General features: G+C 57.8%; 14 protein-coding genes. 7 read left to right on the plus strand and 7 right to left on the minus strand.

Features of this window, described 5'->3' with window-relative positions; all coding sequences use genetic code 11:
* Positions 1 to 52 precede the first annotated feature (52 nt).
* Positions 53 to 694 carry a DUF1345 domain-containing protein gene (locus tag AC07NR_RS07785; RefSeq protein ID WP_114883288.1) on the plus strand — a complete coding sequence of 214 codons (642 nt, stop codon included), beginning with the start codon at positions 53 to 55 and terminating at the stop codon, positions 692 to 694.
* A gap of 223 nt (positions 695 to 917) precedes the next feature.
* Complete coding sequence (locus AC07NR_RS07790; RefSeq protein ID WP_248739814.1) at positions 918 to 1385, plus strand: hypothetical protein; 468 nt, start codon at positions 918 to 920, stop codon at positions 1383 to 1385.
* A 49-nt stretch (positions 1386 to 1434) separates the two neighbouring features.
* Here the strand turns inward: AC07NR_RS07790 and AC07NR_RS07795 are convergent, their stop codons facing one another.
* From AC07NR_RS07795 to AC07NR_RS07805, 3 genes are all read right to left on the minus strand, one after another.
* A complete protein-coding gene (locus AC07NR_RS07795; protein WP_423203535.1) occupies positions 1435 to 3843 on the minus strand; it encodes an autotransporter outer membrane beta-barrel domain-containing protein in 2409 nt (802 codons plus the stop codon).
* A 216-nt stretch (positions 3844 to 4059) separates the two neighbouring features.
* Complete coding sequence (locus tag AC07NR_RS07800; RefSeq protein WP_495078267.1) at positions 4060 to 6207, minus strand: hypothetical protein; 2148 nt, start codon at positions 6205 to 6207, stop codon at positions 4060 to 4062.
* Positions 6208 to 6283: 76 nt separating this feature from the next.
* A complete protein-coding gene (locus tag AC07NR_RS07805) occupies positions 6284 to 7102 on the minus strand; it encodes a hypothetical protein (RefSeq protein ID WP_248739817.1) in 819 nt (272 codons plus the stop codon).
* A 204-nt stretch (positions 7103 to 7306) separates the two neighbouring features.
* Here AC07NR_RS07805 and AC07NR_RS07810 point away from each other — a divergent pair, with 204 nt between their 5' ends.
* The 5 genes from AC07NR_RS07810 to AC07NR_RS07830 all read left to right on the plus strand — a co-directional run bounded on the left by AC07NR_RS07810 (position 7307) and on the right by AC07NR_RS07830 (position 12543).
* A complete protein-coding gene (locus AC07NR_RS07810) occupies positions 7307 to 8332 on the plus strand; it encodes a LacI family DNA-binding transcriptional regulator (RefSeq protein WP_318653937.1) in 1026 nt (341 codons plus the stop codon).
* Between the two features lie 64 nt (positions 8333 to 8396).
* Positions 8397 to 9179: a sugar phosphate isomerase/epimerase family protein gene (locus tag AC07NR_RS07815; protein ID WP_423203536.1), complete on the plus strand. Its 783-nt coding sequence runs from the start codon at positions 8397 to 8399 to the stop codon at positions 9177 to 9179.
* On the plus strand, positions 9172 to 10191 hold the full coding sequence (locus AC07NR_RS07820) for a sugar kinase (RefSeq protein WP_495078268.1): 1020 nt from the start codon (positions 9172 to 9174) through the stop codon (positions 10189 to 10191). The genes AC07NR_RS07815 and AC07NR_RS07820 overlap by 8 nt, the downstream gene beginning before the upstream one ends.
* A gap of 66 nt (positions 10192 to 10257) precedes the next feature.
* Positions 10258 to 11556, plus strand: a complete 1299-nt coding sequence (locus AC07NR_RS07825) for an MFS transporter (protein WP_495078269.1) — start codon at positions 10258 to 10260, stop codon at positions 11554 to 11556.
* 21 nt (positions 11557 to 11577) lie between these two features.
* Positions 11578 to 12543: a 2-hydroxyacid dehydrogenase gene (locus AC07NR_RS07830; protein ID WP_495078270.1), complete on the plus strand. Its 966-nt coding sequence runs from the start codon at positions 11578 to 11580 to the stop codon at positions 12541 to 12543.
* A 6-nt stretch (positions 12544 to 12549) separates the two neighbouring features.
* Here the strand turns inward: AC07NR_RS07830 and AC07NR_RS07835 are convergent, their stop codons facing one another.
* The 4 genes from AC07NR_RS07835 to AC07NR_RS07850 all read right to left on the minus strand — a co-directional run bounded on the left by AC07NR_RS07835 (position 12550) and on the right by AC07NR_RS07850 (position 17984).
* The gene (locus AC07NR_RS07835) at positions 12550 to 13737 is read right to left on the minus strand and encodes a pyridoxal phosphate-dependent aminotransferase (protein ID WP_495078271.1); all 1188 of its coding nucleotides are present in this window, start codon (positions 13735 to 13737) and stop codon (positions 12550 to 12552) included.
* 41 nt (positions 13738 to 13778) lie between these two features.
* Positions 13779 to 15404, minus strand: a complete 1626-nt coding sequence (locus tag AC07NR_RS07840; RefSeq protein WP_305832822.1) for a methyl-accepting chemotaxis protein — start codon at positions 15402 to 15404, stop codon at positions 13779 to 13781.
* Positions 15405 to 15628: 224 nt separating this feature from the next.
* Positions 15629 to 16768, minus strand: coding sequence for a glycerate kinase (locus tag AC07NR_RS07845; RefSeq protein ID WP_248739823.1), 1140 nt, complete (start codon positions 16766 to 16768; stop codon positions 15629 to 15631).
* Between the two features lie 91 nt (positions 16769 to 16859).
* Positions 16860 to 17984, minus strand: coding sequence for a sugar diacid recognition domain-containing protein (locus AC07NR_RS07850; RefSeq protein WP_039768706.1), 1125 nt, complete (start codon positions 17982 to 17984; stop codon positions 16860 to 16862).
* Between the last annotated feature and the right edge of the window lie 24 nt (positions 17985 to 18008).

Here is an 18008-nt window from a genome sequence, read left to right on the forward strand (position 1 = left end):
GGTCGCCGCGCTGGGCTAAGGTGTCTGAACCACCCTGGCCCATCGAGTCCCCATGCGCTTCCTCGCCCGCACCCACCCTCGCCTCTCCGCTGCCGCGTTGCTCGGCCTTGCCGCAGGCCTCCTGGCCCCGGCGGAATCTGTCATCAGCAAAATCCTCATCGGCTGGAACGCCGGGGTCTGGACGTACCTGATCCTGATGCTTTGGCTGACCATCCGCGCCAAAGCGCCGGACGTCAAACGCATTGCCGAAGTCGAGGATGAAAATGCCGGGCTGGTGCTGTTTGTCGTCTGCATCGCCGCTTTGGCGAGCCTGGCGACCATTACTGTCGAGCTGGCTGGCAGCAAGGATCTGGAAACCACCCGCAAACTCCTGCATTACGGTTTTACCGCGCTGACGGTGATCGGTTCGTGGCTGCTGATCGGGGTGATTTTCTGCGTGCACTACGCCCGGCTGTTTTACACCTGGGACGGCAAGGAGCCGGCGCTGCGATTTGCCGAGGGGCTGACCACACCCAATTACTGGGACTTCCTGTACTTCTCGTTCACCATCGGCGTGGCGGTGCAGACGGCGGATGTCGGTGTGGCAACGCGGGAGATCCGCAAGATCGTGCTGGCACAGTCGTTGATCGGGTTTGTGTTCAACACGGCGATTCTGGGGTTCTCAATTAATATTGCTGCTGGTTTGTTCGGCTAATGAAAGTTTCTTTCCAAAGTCGATGGCGCATATCCAATCTGTCACGATGCTTGTTTTTTATATAGCGGAAATGTATAAAAACCAATCCATACTTTCTTCCATCTGCCTACCTGTCAACTCTGACAGTATACAAAATCAAGTACTCGCGCTTATATAGTCCATCCATGCTTTAGGCTGGATCCGGCTTATGGATTAGTTCCCCCTTAACTCTGGAGAAACATTCATGAATGCGCTAGTAAAACCACAAATCAGACTCGTCAACTCATTCACTGCAAAAGTACTTCGCAATGGAGACACTGAAGATTTCGCCGCAAAATTTTTCACTCTTGAGCTTAAAGACCTACCGGACCTAGGTGGGCACTATTGGGTGTTTGCTGCCGAATACACCGTAAGAGTAGATGAGAATCGAGTTGACAAGAAAACTATTACTTTAGCCCTTCCAGAAAAATCAAAATCAGGCGAATTTTTTATTCCGGACGACCCGAAGGGTCTGTACATCGACTATACCGACACCTCTGACCCAGAGCCGTATATTCATACAGCGACGAAAGGCACGGTGATATTGACACTCGGCTACAAAGGAGATGAATTGAGCAACATATCAGGCAAGATGGACATCACAGTCAGTGATACGGATGGACAGTCATTCATGATCTCCGGGGATCTGACTTACAGCACTTCTGTCATTTGACCCGTTTCATGGAAAAACAAAAAAGGAAGCAATCGCTTCCTTTTTTATTCTAGAAATTGTAACTCAAGCCTACACTTGCGCCCCATTCCTGGCTGACCGTCTTCCCTTTGCTGGAGCTGACTTCGGAGTATACCTGCCAGCTTTTCCGCGCTGGGACCCAGTTAATGCCTGCGCCCAACTCCACGCTTGTGGACGAAAGGTCATTAGTGAAGTCGGTCCCATTTACACTGACTTCGTTATTTTTTATAAACTCATGCGCCAGGGCTACCTTTAGCCGAGGCTGCAGTTCTCCGCCGCGATCCAGGCGAATTTGACTACCGACCGATGCCCCTACCTTGCCTACGAGTGAGCGTGCGTGATCATTGCTCACTCGCATGCCATTATCGAGCGTGTAGTCCTTGCCCTGCGCAACGGCAGCGGCAAACTGGGTAAAAGGTTCAATAAAAATTCCGTTATCAAACGCAACATATTTACCCACTTCAACAGAGCCGCTCACAGCAAGGTTTTTATAGTGTCCTTTGGTGCGAGTTCCATCGCTCATGGTGATTTTGGAACTGTTGTCAAACTGGTTGATCTTGCTCACTGTGTCGACGTAATAACCACTTCGAGCATCGTACCAGGTCAAATAACCACCCGCGTAGTAACTGTCGATGGCAGCAGTACTCCCCCACTTCAGATCCATATCCGTCTTGCTGTAGCCACCGAATCCACCTATTAGCCATTGTCCATCACCAAACGGAAATGGCGTGTCGGCACCCACTGATATCCCACGCTGTTTTTGTGAGAAACCGTCACCATAGGCGTTAGCCACGTTGTACTGGTTCGCATAGCTGCGGATCCATACACCGGAGGGGGATTCGCCAGTGGCCCGCGTCAAGGTATTGGGCTCGCTACCACTCAACCGTCGGTCACCAAGACGACTATTCAACGTCGTCATTTCCGAGTACAGGATAGTCGGCGCGGTGCCGGCAATCGCCAGAGCTGCATTGGTACCGGTACTGACGACTTCCTTGTCTGGCGCCAGGTACACCCCGCCATTTTCGCTCAATAGTTTATAGGTGAAAGCGCCTGCATCTACCGGTCGCCCGTTATACAGGCTGAATGCGGCATCTCCCGTGTTAACGCTACCGACTTTTACCGCGTTGCCTGTTGCAAATTCAGTTCCGCTCGCGGCTACCCGCAGTTGATGATTACCTGTCGCCGTACCGGTCACATTGAAGAAGTCGCTCTTGTCAGCTGCAAAATCTGCTCTTATATCAAACAAACCATTACCAGACAGGTTGACAATATCCAGCGTTTTGAAATCGCCACCAGTACCCAGAACAACATTACCGCCATTGAGGTGCAACCTATTGAGCTGGTTATTACCTGCCATGGTCCACCGGGAGCCGTTGCTGATATCTACACGCGAAGAATTAACAATATCCCCGACTATCGCAGAGCCGTTATCAATCAGCACTGAGGAACCGCCGGCCACGCCACCGACCACATTCCCTTTGAGAGAGCTTTGATTATTCAAGCTGATCACTGCTACGTTATTCAGATTACCAGTCAACGAACTGGCGTTTTGCAAAGAAATATTGGTGGTTGCTCCACCTGTCACGACCACATCGCCTTTCAGTACGGCATTGTCAGCAGTAAGATTTACCGTTCCCCCGTTACCGACTTCCAGAAAATTACCATTCCCGCCGGTCAAACTGGCGCCATTGAGTATATGGATATTGGTAGCAATTGGGCGTCCGCTGGGGTCCACGGAAATAGCTGCGCCACTTCCCCCTGTCACCTTCGTGCCATCCAGTACAAGTGTATTGGCCTGACTGATGAAGTTATCGCCACTCAGAAGTATGCCGTTAAGCCCGCCTTCCATTCGCCCCCCTTTAGCGAAGACATCTCCACTCGCGAGACGCAATCCGTAGCCCGTAGAGCTCTGAGACACCAGGTCTGAGTTGCTCATATTGAGTGTGGTTTGTGCGCTGACCACGGCTCCACTTGTCCCACCCATTACAGTGCTACCGGACAACGAGACCACCGTCGTAAGTGGAGAATTGGGCACCCGAGCAACTTGTAGCCCAGCACCATCACTTGTGATGGTGCTGTTGTTGATCGTTGCCGTCGAGTTGGTGATTGTGACCCCTGGCTGATTTGCTCGAGCAATGACGGTCGCTTTGTCAAGCGTGACAGTGGAACCATTATTAGCTCTGATATCCTGCAACGTGCCAGTATTGACCACCAACTGTGCCGCATTCGTAGAAATATTAAGAGTGGTAGCGTCATTAACTGTTAACGTCGCACCTTGACCAACAATGAAATCCTCCACAGGCGCTCCGTTGTTGATAGTCTCGTCAACAATAATGGGTCGAGCCTCGGCAAAAGATGTAATCAGGAGGGAAAGTGCAACAAGGCACAGCTTTTCTTTGTGAGGAACAGATACGTCTGTCGAACCAATGTGCGAAGCCATAAGAATAACCACTCGGAGGTATCATATTGTTGACCAGGATGACTCACTCATCAGAGCAGTCCGACCCGAAAGCGCACGCAAGACTACAGACCAGCCGCCTACGTTTATGTAGGATTAATCCTCAAGTCATGGAGGGTAAATCCGGATCTATCCGAAGACAGATAACGCAAGGAGGCACTTTCATGCCTCCTTGTCATTCATGGAACTCCGTACGCGTCACCTCACCTCGTGACAGAACTCACGATTGCCGTTCACCAGTGAAACCATTTTCACGGTGGCGTTCGAAGTGGCTTTTGTACCGTCTGTCCATTCCACCGAATACTTGAGCGATGCATAAGTAATGGGTGGAGGGGGCGCAGGGAAAGGATCCGGCCGAGTCTGGATAGGTACGATTTTAGTCAGATACTCAGCAATCGACCCAACGATCCCCGTCGTGGCTTCATTACCCGTCACTGGAATGACAACATCCTGGTCCGTACCGGCGATCGGCCCCGTCCCGTCAGCATTACTTGTTCCGACCCAATGCGCAGTGATGCTCTTCAAGCCTGCCAGAACCGGGCCTGCTGCTGTCTTGAATGTGAGAGAAGGGAATTCAGGTTTGTTTCCCCTGACAAATCCAACGGTCGGGCAGTTGATCGTTGTGGTGAGATACAGTCTTTCAATTTCAGGAGCTGGTACCTCTTTTCTGACCGTTGTCACGGTCACCGTTTCATCGAGTGAGCGTTGCAGGTTGATGCCACCGATATACGAACAACTCCAGTATGTAAGCTTGTCCCCCGCACCACCGCTGACAACCTCTGCAGCCGGCAGCTCACCTTCATATTGAGTCAATCCATCAGGGGAAAATTCGGCGATCGGCTTCCCGTTGTAATACCAGGTACCAACAGTGTTGGCAGGCAATTCGGCGCTGCCAGTCGGCATAGGGATGACGACCTTCGGATTTGTAACCAGGTCACCTGGCCCAAGGATATTGAGCAGATTGTCGACACCACGCAGTTGTACCTTGGCGAAATTGCGGTTGATCACGCTGGGTTCATCCGGGTTGTCACCTGGATAGGACAAATCCAGATCCGGCGTAGCCGGCGGGGAGTCTTTGGTCTGGACACCTCGTACCCAGGTCCATTTGAAACTCAGAGGAATTTCCCGGGCATCCGGGTCTCCCCCCGTTTCAGTGGCATAGATCAACTTAAGATCTGCGTACTTCATTCTGAACACCAACTCATTGTTGGTTCCAAACGCGTCCACCGGCGGAACAAGATCAAGGGTTTCATAGCCTTCTACGAAGACCGTAGCCTGATCCGTATCTTGAGTATTGAGCGGTCGAGTGACCCTGACGGTGATACCGTCTGGCTCGGCATCCTCGGCATCCTTGATATCGATCGTGTTATCTCCGGCCTGGCTAGCGGCATCAACCACAGGAGGCGCAGGCACAGGCAGGGGCACAAACTCGACGATTCGGCTGTTGGCAAGCATATCGAGGCTGCGGTTACCGGCCACATCCTCATAGGCCATGATCAGCCAACAGGTTCCGTTTGGCAGTTTGCCGATCTCTGATGCGGGTATTGAGACTTTTCCGTCCGCAGGCACCGGGTCAACAATCAACGTGGGTACAAGCTGGCGTGATGGCCGCAAGTTCGGACTCAGATAAATAAAGGCCTTATCCGTCGCCTTGCGGTCCCACTTGGCGTCAGTGACCGGGAGCGTGAATTCCATCCCGGTGGTTGCGATGGCTCCCAGATAAGCGCTATCAATTTTGGCACCGGGGGGTAACGGAAAGTCGATACGAGTTGGAGGGGCGAGTCGTACATCGCCCTTGTTGTGAAAAGGAGCATAAATATCGACGTAATAATCCGCGATCTCAGAGTATTGCGGGTTGCCATCCAAGGATCCGGAGCTCTGGATTTTCCAGTGCGTGGGCGAAACTGATCCCGTAGCTGGAAGGTCCGTCAATTTGCCCGCAGGTATCGTGACGTTCCAGGCGCTCGGGCGATTTGCAACCGGAGGCGCCGCTTCAGTATGGAGTACTTCCCAAGCCCATTCCTCCGGCTTGTCGGGATCATCCACACCGTCCTTAAAAGGGTAGCCCTCGATCACCACCATATCCCGGTCATTCGGAAACTCCCAGCCGGAAACCCTCAATGTGACAGGCAGATCCGGCTGGCGAGCGGCTGTCGTGGTTCCCGCTTGCGCCGCAGTACTTTTTAACAACGCGACCGGAACCGTGCCTCCATCCGGCACACCGACGATCACGGGCTTCGGTGAATCCGCCTGTACTCCGCCTGCACTCAGTCTTTTTTGCCTGAGTGCTACCCGAGAGTTTTCGGCAGCCTGTTGAACCGCATTCAACTTCATATCGATTGTCATGTGACAGTTCCTTTCGTCTAGTAGTGATACCCGCACTAACACATTTCATTAACCAACATCGAACACACGCCATTGATCATGATCCACAGAAATAACTTTTCCCGGGGATGGTACGATCAATCTTTACGAGTCCCGCAGCGGACTTGGCAATAAGTGATCCTTTACGGTAAATCGAATATACCGCGAGGACTGAGGCGTCCTTTTCCAACGGCTCTATAAAATTCTTGAAATCAGTTATTCGAAACTCATAATCGCCAATCACATCCTGCGCTGTCAGTGTTTTAATCACCGTATGCGAGAAAAGCGCAGTTCCGGATCCATTCAGTGTTTTATATCCTGACCACAAAAGATGCAGTTCATCATCTACCTGCCAGTTTGTTTTTGTGGGTAACGGAATCCGCACAATCACGACCACCCAAATTGGCGGCTGGGTAGAACAGTTCAGGTATCCCCACAGTGTAGCGGCCGGGAAAACGGGCTCAGGCAGCAAGACCACAGGCAATCGCCTGACAGTAAGATCCCGGGGATCGGAATAAGCGTGATTACCGGTGGTAACAGTTTCATACGTAAGTCGATACGTACCATCGATCGAGAAGTACTTCGGATCAATGACCGGACGATACTCTGGCTGAGTGAGAGGGCTGATATAAGTACCGTGAAAAACCTCCATGCCATTCAAATACAGATACAGTTCATTCGGCAATCCGTCCGGGGAAGGTGAATCCCATCGTGGAACAATTACAGTCAATCCATTTTGATGGGCAATATCGAGGATGACCCAGTTCGCATCGACTTCCACGACACCGGGAGGTGCATAGTCCAGTATCGAGACAGGATCAGCTGAGGCGGGGCTGACCACAGTTTTTTCATCAGCCGGTGATTTTTTCTCGGACATTGGGGGCTGCCTCTATAACGCAAATACAACTTAACGAGATGGTGTTTATTAAGCGCTCATGCAGGAATATCGCCCACTGTCAGATCTGACAGGTCTCGCTACCGCTGGTCGGATTTGCTCATTATTTAGAAATTTTTCAGCTTGACGGGAGTGGTCATTATCCTGTCTCCTGAAACCGGTTTCAGACAATAAGAAGACTCAACCGTGAACGATTTCTCCGCCGCCCAGCGCAGCCGCGTGACCATGCTCGACGTCGCCGAACACGCGGGCGTGTCCAAGGCCAGCGTCTCGCGCTTTATCGGCGACGACCGTGCCCTGCTCTCCGATGCCATCGCCCAGCGCATCGAGCAGTCGATTGCCGAACTCGGCTATCGCCCCAATCAAATGGCCCGAGGCCTGAAACGCGGCCGCACCCGCCTGATCGGCATGCTGGTAGCCGATATCCGCAACCCTTATTCGATTGCCGTGATGCACGGGGTGGAAACCGCCTGCCGTCGACACGGCTACAGCCTGGTGGTGTGCAACACCGACCGCGATGACGAGCAGGAACGCCAGCACCTGGCGCTGTTGCGCTCGTACAACATCGAAGGGCTGATCGTGAACACCCTGGGCCATCACCGGGATGAACTGGACGAGTTGAAGCGGGAAATGCCGCTGGTACTGGTGGATCGCAAGGTCGACGGGCTGGAGAGCGACATGGTCGGGTTGAACAACCCGCAAGCCATTGAGATGGCTCTGGAACATCTTGAGCAACGCGGCTATCGCGATGTGCTGCTGGTGACTGAACCCTATGACGGCACCAGTTCGCGGATCGAACGGGTCAGCAGTTTTCAGCAGCAGATTGGCCAGCGCGAAGGCATGCATGGCGCGGTGTTGGAGACCGGCTCAAGCCTTGCGAACGATCTTCACACCTTCTTGAACACACCTGATAACGGCCCGAAAGCCCTGTTCTGCGCCAATGGCGTGGCGGCGCTGGCTTGCACACTGGCCTTGCGCGATATCGGCTGCCGGCTGTTCGAGGATGTCGGGCTGATCGCGCTGGATGATCTGGATTGGTATCCGTTGGTGGGCAGCGGGATCACCGCCCTCGCCCAGCCAACCGCCGAGATTGGGGCGCAGGCATTTGAATGCTTGCTCAAGCGTTTACGTGGGAATGATGAGGCGGCGCGAACCGTGGATTTTGCACCGGTGCTGGTCGAGCGTGGTTCGACGCGCAGCAAGGCGGAATAAGGCCGTACGGGGCCACCCAAATTTTTTTGAACAAAAATGAAACCGGTTTCAGAGGTAGATAACAATGAATAAACCTGACGTTTCCATCAGTCTTTCCAGCTACGGCGCTGACCTTGTACGCCGTCGTGGCCAAGGCTCTTTCATCGAGGTTTTGGCCACTGCCGGCGCCAATCGCATCGAATGGCGCGAAGAGCTGCTGACCAACGAAGTCCCCGGGCAACTCGCCGCCGCCACGCAAGCTCAAGGCCTGCAAAGCATCTACTCCTCGCCCACCGAACTGTGGCTCGCCGGACAGTCGCGGCCCAATCCCGAACTCATCACCGCACTGCAAAACGCCGAAGCGTTCGGTTCGAAGTGGCTGAAGGTTTCCCTTGGTTTTTTCACCGACAACAACGATCTGCAGGCGGTGGCGCAGATCCTTGCGCAAAGCCCGGTGCAATTGCTGGTGGAAAACGATCAGACCCTGCACGGCGGTCGAATCGAACCGTTCCAGCGCTTCTTTGCCGCCGTCGAACAACACAACCTGCCGATCAAGATGACCTTCGACATCGGCAACTGGCAGTGGCAAGACCAGTCCGCCACCAGCGCCGCACGACTGTTGGGCCGCCACGTCGGCTACGTGCATTGCAAAGCCGTGGCCCGCCGTGCCGACGGCAAACTCGTAGCCGTACCACCCGCCGCCACTGACCTGCATCTGTGGGAACAACTGCTGCGGCACATGGCCCAAGGTGTCATGCGCGCCGCCGAGTATCCGTTGCAGGGCGATGACCTGGTGCAACTCACCACCGAACACGTCGCCGCCCTCGCCCGCCTCGGCCAATCCTGCCTGGAGCCTGCTCATGTCTGAGATCGATATTCTGTCGTTCGGCGAAACCATGGCCATGTTTGTCGCCGAACAGAGCGGCGATCTGGCATTCGTCGACCAGTTCCACAGGCGGATTGCCGGGGCGGACAGCAATGTGGCCATCGGTTTGTCCCGGTTGGGTTTCAATGTTGCGTGGCTGAGTCGGGTCGGTGCCGATTCGCTGGGACGATTTGTCGTCGAGACCCTGGTCCGCGAAGGTCTGGATTGCAGCCATGTCGAAGTCGACAACGCGCACCCGACCGGTTTCCAGCTCAAGTCGCGCAACGATGACGGCAGCGATCCGACGGTCGAGTATTTCCGTCGCGGTTCGGCGGCCAGTCATATGTCGCCGCAGTCGATTACCCCGACGCTATTAAGTGCCCGGCATCTGCACGCCACCGGCATTCCGCCGGCGCTGTCCGCATCGGCCCGGGAAATGTCCCGTGAATTGATGACCCGCATGCGCAACGCCGGGCGCAGCGTGTCGTTCGACCCGAACTTGCGCCCGAGCCTGTGGGGCAGTGAGCGGGAGATGATCACCGAGATCAACCGCCTCGCCGCCCTCGCCCATTGGGTGCTGCCAGGTTTGAGCGAAGGCCGGTTGCTGACCGGGTTTGAAGACCCGGCGGATATCGCTGCGTTTTATCTCGATCAGGGTGCCGAAGCCGTGGCGATCAAGCTCGGGCCGCAGGGCGCGTATTACCGAACGCATCTGGATCAGGGGTTTGTCGCCGGGGTGCCGGTCGAGACCGTGGTCGATACGGTCGGCGCCGGCGATGGATTTGCGGTGGGGATGATCAGCGCCCTGCTGGAGCACCAGAGTTTTCCGGAAGCCGTCAGACGCGCCAACTGGATTGGCAGCCGGGCGGTGCAGAGCCGAGGCGACATGGAAGGACTGCCGACCCGATCCGAACTTTCGGCTGAGCTGGAGGCCGTCAATCGCGAGCAGGCTCGCTCCCACAAGGGTTCTGAGTTGGAATCCGATCCAGTGTGGGAGCGAGCCTGCTCGCGATAAGGCCAGTGCAAACAACAGATTTTTTGAACCTGCTGCGACAAAAACAACAAGCTCAGGAGCAAGACCATGAAAACCGCAACCCTCGCCACCCGCCGCTGGTGGTACATCATGCCGATCGTGTTCATCACCTACAGCCTGGCGTACCTCGACCGCGCCAACTACGGCTTCGCCGCCGCCTCCGGAATGGCCGCCGACCTGATGATCACCCCAGGCCTGTCCTCGCTGCTCGGCGCGCTGTTCTTCCTCGGTTACTTTTTCTTCCAGGTGCCAGGCGCGATCTACGCGCAAAAGCACAGCGTGAAGAAGTTGATTTTCGTCAGCCTGATTTTCTGGGGCGGACTCGCCACGTTGACCGGCGTGGTCTCCAACGCCTATTGGCTGATCGTCATCCGCTTCATGCTCGGCGTGGTCGAAGCGGCAGTGATGCCAGCGATGCTGGTGTACCTGTGCCACTGGTTCACCCGTGCCGAACGCTCGCGGGCCAACACCTTCCTGATCCTCGGCAACCCTGTGACCATGCTGTGGATGTCGGTGGTTTCGGGGTATCTGGTGCAGCATTTCAGCTGGCGCTGGATGTTCATCATCGAAGGGTTGCCGGCGGTGCTTTGGGCATTCATCTGGTGGAAGCTCGCCGATGATCGTCCGGCCCAGGCCAAGTGGCTCAGCGACCAGGAAAAGCACGATCTGGAAAGCGCTCTCGCCGCCGAACAGGTCGGGATCAAAGCGGTGAAGAACTACGCCGAAGCCTTCCGTTCGCCGAAGGTGATCATCCTGGCGTTGCAGTTTTTCTGCTGGAGCATCGGCGTCTACGGCTTCGTGCTGTGGCTGCCGTCGATCCTCAAGGCCGGTGCGCAGATGGACATGATCGAGGCCGGCTGGCTGTCGGCATTGCCGTATCTGGCGGCGGTAATCGGCATGCTGCTGGTGTCCTGGGGCTCGGACAGACTGCAAAAGCGCAAACGCTTCGTCTGGCCGCCGCTGCTGATTGCCTCGGTGGCGTTTTACGGTTCCTACGCCCTCGGTGCCGAGCATTTCTGGTGGTCGTACACGCTGCTGGTGATTGCCGGCGCCTGCATGTACGCACCATACGGCCCGTTCTTCGCCATCGTCCCGGAGATCCTGCCGGCCAACGTTGCCGGCGGCGCCATGGCGCTGATCAACAGCATGGGCGCCCTCGGTTCGTTCGGTGGCTCCTATCTGGTCGGTTACCTGAACAGCTCCACCGGTTCGCCCGGCGCTTCGTACCTGTTGATGAGCGGCGCGCTGATGCTCTCGGTGGTGCTGACGATTTTTCTCAAGCCCGGCGCCAGCGACCGGGTGACGGCCAAGCGCGTCGCACCGCGTCCGCTGCCGGCCCATTCCTGAATTGACAGAGAGATGACTGCGATGAAAAAGCAGGTTGTGTTGTACAAGAAACTGTCGCCTTCTCTGATGGCGCGTCTGCAAGAACAGGTTGATGTAACGCTGATCGACAGCCTCGACGCCGACGGCCTGATGAAACTGCGCGACGCCCTGCCCGCCGCCCACGGTCTGCTTGGCGCCAGCCTGAAACTGGACGCGGCGCTGCTCGATCTGGCGCCGCAGCTCGAAGCGATTTCCAGCGTCTCGGTGGGCGTCGACAACTACGACATCGACTACCTGACCCGGCGCAGGATCCTGCTGACCAACACCCCGGACGTGCTCACCGAAACCACCGCCGACACCGGTTTCGCCCTGATCCTGGCCACCGCCCGGCGCGTGGTGGAACTGGCGAACATGGTGCGCGGCGGTCACTGGCACCGCAGCATCGGCCCGGCGCATTTCGGAACCGATGTACACGGCAAGACCCTGGGCATCATCGGCATGGGACGGATCGGTGAGGCTTTGGCCCAGCGCGGGCATTTCGGGTTCGGGATGCCGGTGATCTATCACAGCCAGTCGCGCAAACCGGCGGTCGAAGAGCGTTTTGATGCGCAGTACCGCAGCCTTGAGGATTTGTTGCAGCAGGCGGATTTCATCTGCCTGACCTTGCCGTTGACCGCGCAGACTGAAGGTTTGATTGGTGCGGAACAGTTTGCGTTGATGCGCCCGGAGAGCATCTTCATCAACATTTCACGGGGCAAGGTGGTGGACGAGGCGGCGCTGATCGACACCTTGCGCCATAACCGGATTCGCGCAGCGGGGCTGGATGTGTTCGAACGCGAGCCGCTGAATCATGACTCGCCGTTGTTGCAGTTGAACAACGTGGTGGCGACGCCGCACATGGGGTCGGCGACCCATGAGACGCGCGAAGCGATGGCGCGGTGTGCGGTGGAGAATCTGTTGGCGGCGTTGGCGGGAGAAAGACCCGCCAATCTGGTGAACCCACTCTGATCGAGGTCAGGCGCTGCGCACTTGCAGAAGCTGCGCAGCGCACAACGCAATCCTTGAACACGCATCCGCCAGCTTCACCCGATCCACTACCAGCCCGATGCGAATATGCCCCGCCGCACTCGGCCCGAACGCTTCACCGGCCAGCACCGAAACTCCATACCCTTCCAGCAGCCGCTCGGCAAAACCCTGCGCACCGATCCCGGTCTGGCGCACATCGACCATCACGAACATCCCGCCATCCGGCTTGATCGGGTACAACCCCGGACAGCCGCGCAGGCGCTCGCACACGAGATCCCGGCGCAACCGGTATTCCTCGCGCATCTGCGTCACTTCAGGCAAATCTTTTTCCAGTGCGACCTGCGCGGCTTTCTGTACGAAGTCCGGCAGACCGAACAACATGCTCAGCGACAGGTTCACCAGATGCTCGGCCAACGGCTTGGGCCCGATCATCCAGCCGATGCGCCAACCGGTCATCGCATGGGATTTGGACAGGCTGTTGATAGTCGCCGTGCGTTCGGCCATGCCCGGCAAACTCGCCGGGCTGACGTGCTCACCCTCGTATAACAATTCGCTGTAGACCTCATCGCTGATCAGCCACAGGTCATGACGGATGCACAGCGCTGCCAGCTCCTGCCAGATCAGCAGCGACAGACTGGCGCCGGAAGGATTGTTGGGACTGTTGAGCAGCATGGCCCGAGTCTTCGGGGTGATCCGCGCCGCGACATCTGCCGGATCGACACGAAAGCCGTTTTCCGGGCGAACCGGCACCGGCACCACGGTTGCGCCGCAGGCACCGAACACACCTTCGTAGGTGACGTACATGGGTTCGGCGACGATCACTTCATCGCCCGGATCCAGCAGACATTGCGCCACCGAATACACCGCGCATTGCGCGCCGGGCAGCACAATCACATGGTCAGCGTCCACGTCCTGGCCGCTTTTTCGCCGATGGCGCTCGGCGATCCGCTTGCGCAGCTCCAGCCGGCCGCGCACTTCGGAATAATGGGTATCGCCCGCCAACAGGCTGTCGATGGCGCCATGGATGATCGGCAACGGCGTATCGAAATCCGGATCACCCACCGACAGCAGCAATACATCGACCCCTTCGGCGCGCAGCTCCAGCGCTCGGTCGTGAATCCGCCAGGCCGCTGCTCCCTCCCCGGCGATTCGTTGGGTCAAGGCTGAATAGCGCATGTACGTCTCCTGATTGCGCGGTCTCCAGCCTTCACCCTAGGTCAAATCACAAACCGCGCCACCATCGCATTCAAATCCACCGCCAGACGCGACAGTTCGTGGGTCGCGGCGCTGGTCTGGTTGGCCCCGGCCGCCGATTGCGTGGCCAGATCACGGATATTCACCAGGTTGCGGTCGACTTCACGGGACACTTGCGCCTGCTCTTCGGACGCGCTGGCGATCACCAGATTGCGCTCGTTGATCTGGTGAATCGATTGAGTGATCTGCTCCAGCGCGACGCCGGCGGCCCGTGCCATTTCCAGGGTCGTCTGGGTGCGCTGGTTGCTTTGCTGCATCGAATCGACGGCTTCGCCGGTGCCATTCTGGATGCCGGCGACCATTTTTTCGATTTCCTGGGTCGATTGCGCGGTGCGATGGGCCAGGGCACGAACCTCGTCCGCCACCACGGCGAAACCACGCCCGGCCTCACCGGCACGGGCCGCTTCAATGGCGGCGTTGAGTGCCAGCAGGTTGGTCTGTTCGGCAATGGCACGGATCACGTCCAGCACCTTGCCGATGTCACGGCCCTGAGCGGCGAGGCCTTCGATCATCTGTGCGGTGTTCTGCACGTCCCGGGTCATGGTCTGGATCGCATCGACGGTTTTCACTACCTGATCGCGACCTTCACGGGCGGCGTGGGTGGACTGGTTCGACGCTTCGGAGGTCGAGACGGCATTGCGCGCCACCTCTTCCACCGCTGCGGTCATTTCGTTGACGGCAGTGGCGGCCTGTTCGATTTCGTCGTTTTGCTGCTGCAGGCCACGGGACGCTTCTTCGGTCACGGCGCTGAGTTCTTCGGCAGCGGCGCCCAGTTGCGTGGCGGAACCGGCAATCTGCTCGATGGTCTTGCGCAGGTTGGCCTGCATCACAGACAAGGCTTCAAGCAGACGCGCCGGCTCGTCCTTACCGTCGACTTCGATGGTTTTGGTCAGGTTGCCGCCGGCGATGGTTTGTGCGGCGGCCACGGCACGGTTCAACGGGGTGACGATGCTGCGGGTCAGCATCAAGGCGAGCAGCACGGTAGCCACGGCAGCGATGACCGCCACAATGACCACGCCAGTAATGGCGCTGTCGTAATGCTCACCGGCCTGAATCGAGGCGTCTTTGGCGCCGGCGGCATTGATCGCAATCAGCTTGTTAAGCTGCTCGCCCATCTGGTCGGTGCCGTCCTTGATCTTCGTGTTGATCAGGGTGCGCATGTCCTCGACCTTGTCCTGACGGGACAGCTCCATCATCTGGTTCTGCGCTTGCAGGTAGTTGTCCAGCGTCGTCGCGAAGGCTTGATATTGTGCCTTCTCATCGCTATCAGCCGGCAATGCGGCGTAAGCGGCCTGGGCACTGCGCACCTTGTCGACGAGAACGCCGATGCGGGTCTGTGCATCCTGCAGACCGGCGGCGTCACGGTTGACCAGAATGCGGAACGAGAGGATCCGCAGGCGCAAGACGTTTTCCGTCACCACGCCAAGGTAGGCGACGCTGGGCAACTGATTGGTCTGCATTTCGACGGACGCCTGACGGATGACCGACATGCGGTTGACGGCGAAAACGCCGAGCACGATCACCAACAGGGCAATAAAGGCAAAACCGAGGAAGGCACGGGGCGCGATGTTCAGATTACGCAAGGACATAGTAGGACTCTCGGATGATTGAAACTGCGAGCGTCCATGCCGTAATCACTGCCCCGCTAAAGCGGGTTTCAGTCCGGCGTCACTGTTTGTGGAAGTCTTGTGCGCGCCTGATCTTTATATCGGCCAGGCTTGAGGAATTTTGCAGGTAAAGAGCAAATATTTTTCAAATTATTGCGAGTGTTTCGCTATTGAAACACCCGACGCTTTATATGGTGGGTGACAGGTCAGCCCGGCGTCGCCATGCGCCAGACGCGGGCAATGTCCGTAGCACGTTCACGTAACAGACGCGGCGCTTCGGCGCAGGCTTGTTCCAGCGTCATCGGGCCGCTGGTGACGGCGAAAGCTGCGTCGATGCCGTGATCGTAAAGTGCTTGATAGCCCTCGCCCAAGGTGCCGGCAATCACGATCACCGGTACGCCGTGTTGCTTGGCAATCCGCGCCACGCCGAACGGGGTTTTGCCGCGCAGGGTCTGGGCATCGAAGCGCCCTTCGCCAGTGATCACCAGATCTGCGCCTTTCACTGCATCGGCCAGTCCGACCAGTTCCGCGACCACTTCGACCCCGGCCTGAAACCGTGCGCCGAGAAACGCCTTGGCCGCAAAACCCAGTCCACCCGCTGCACCGCTGCCCGGCTCGTCCCGAACATCCTTGCCCAGCGCTTGCGCGCAGAGTTCGGCGAAGTGACCGAGGGCTTGATCCAGTTGCTGCACTTGCGCGGGGGATGCGCCTTTCTGCGGGCCGAAAATCGCCGAGGCGCCGTGGGGGCCGCACAGCGGATTGTTGACGTCGGCGGCGATGTCGAAACGCACCTGCGCCAGACGCGGGTCGAGTTCGCTCAGGTCCAGTCGTGCGAGTTGCGCCAGCGCCAGACCACCCGGCACCAGTGATTGCCCTTGAGCATCCAGCAGTTTCACGCCCAGCGCCTGCATCGCCCCGGCGCCGCCGTCGTTGGTGGCACTGCCGCCGATGGCCAGAATCACCCGTTGTGCGCCGGCATCCAGCGCAGCGCGAATCAGTTCACCGGTGCCGAACGTGCTGCTGATGCACGCATCACGCTGCCCCGGCGGCACCAGTTGCAGGCCGCTGGCTTCGGCCATTTCGATGATCGCGGTGTGGTTGTGCGGCAACCAGCCCCACGCGGCTTCAACCGCCGCACCCAACGGGCCACGCACGCGGGTACGGCGCAACTCGCCTTCACAGGCGTCGAGAATCGACTCCACCGTCCCCTCGCCACCGTCGGCCATCGGGCATTTGACCAGCGTCGCCTGCGGCCAGACCTGCGCCAGGCCCAGCGCAATGGCTTCCGCAACGCCTTGGGCACTCAGGCTGTCCTTGAACGAATCGGGGGCGATGACGATTTTCATGCGAATTCTCCAGTTCCAATGCCCCTCATGCTGCCAGTCGCTTGAAACGTTGACGCCTGTCCGCTGCACAAGTGGCGCAGGCGTTTATTGTTCATTTCGACAAATCGTCGGTCTGCGGCAGCAATTGCACCCCGAGATACAACGCCAGCATGCCGTCGAGTTTCAGCGGATCGACCCCGCTCAACTCGGCAATCCGCTCCATCCGGTAACGCAGGCTGTTGCGGTGAATCCCCAAGGCATCGGCGCAGGCCTGGCTCTGCCCGTCGTGGTCGCACCAACTGCGCAGGGTCGCCAGCAACTGGCCGTTGCTGTCCTTGGCGATGACTTTGCGCAACGGTTTGAGCAGTTCATCCAGCGCATCATCGTTGCGATGGCGCCAGAGCATCACCGGCAAGCGATAACGATTGAGTGTCAGCAGGCGTGAGCGCGGGAGCACTTCGCGGCCATAGGCGAGCAAGTCGCCGACCCGCCGATAACAACGGCGCAACCCGGCCAGCCCATCGGCCTGCCCGCCGACCGCAATGCGCAGGATGTTCCAGCCCAGACCATCGAGTTTTTCCAGCAGCCGATCATGCTCGACGTTCTGACTTGCCGGCCGGCACCACAACAGTGACGACTTGGCCGAACTCACGCACCAACTGTCGGGGTAGCGCGACATCAGCCAGGCACTCAGTGCCTCGACGGTTTGCCCCGGCCCATGCTCCAGACCCAATTCAAATAGATAGGGCACCCGCGTCAGTTGCGGCTTCAGCCCAAGTTGCTGAGCTTCATCGACCAGCCTTGGCGAATCCCCCGCTTCGCTCAACAGCAACGCCAGCAAGTCATCGCAACGTTGCCGACGCCATTGCTGTTCGGATTGCTGGTTGCGTTGGCCGACCAGCATTTCGGCGGTCATGCGCACCAGTTCGGCGTAAGTGCGCAGTTGCTCCGGCTCGCCGGTAATGCCGAGTACACCGATCAAGCGCTGATCGAGCAACAACGGCAGATTGATCCCCGGCTGCACACCTTTCAAATGCACAGCGGTCTGCGCGTCGATCTCCACCACCCGACCGTTGGCCAGCACCAGTTGCGCGCCTTCGTGGCGGGTGTTGATCCGCTCCGGCTCGCCGCTGCCAAGGATCAGCCCCTGGCTGTCCATGACGTTGACGTTGTACGGCAAAATGGCCATGGCCCGGTCGACGATGTCCTGGGCGAGGTCGTGATCGAGTTCGAACATAAGGGTAAAATCCTTGAAAACAGG

This window comes from Pseudomonas sp. GW821-FHT09C09 (genome assembly GCF_059418105.1).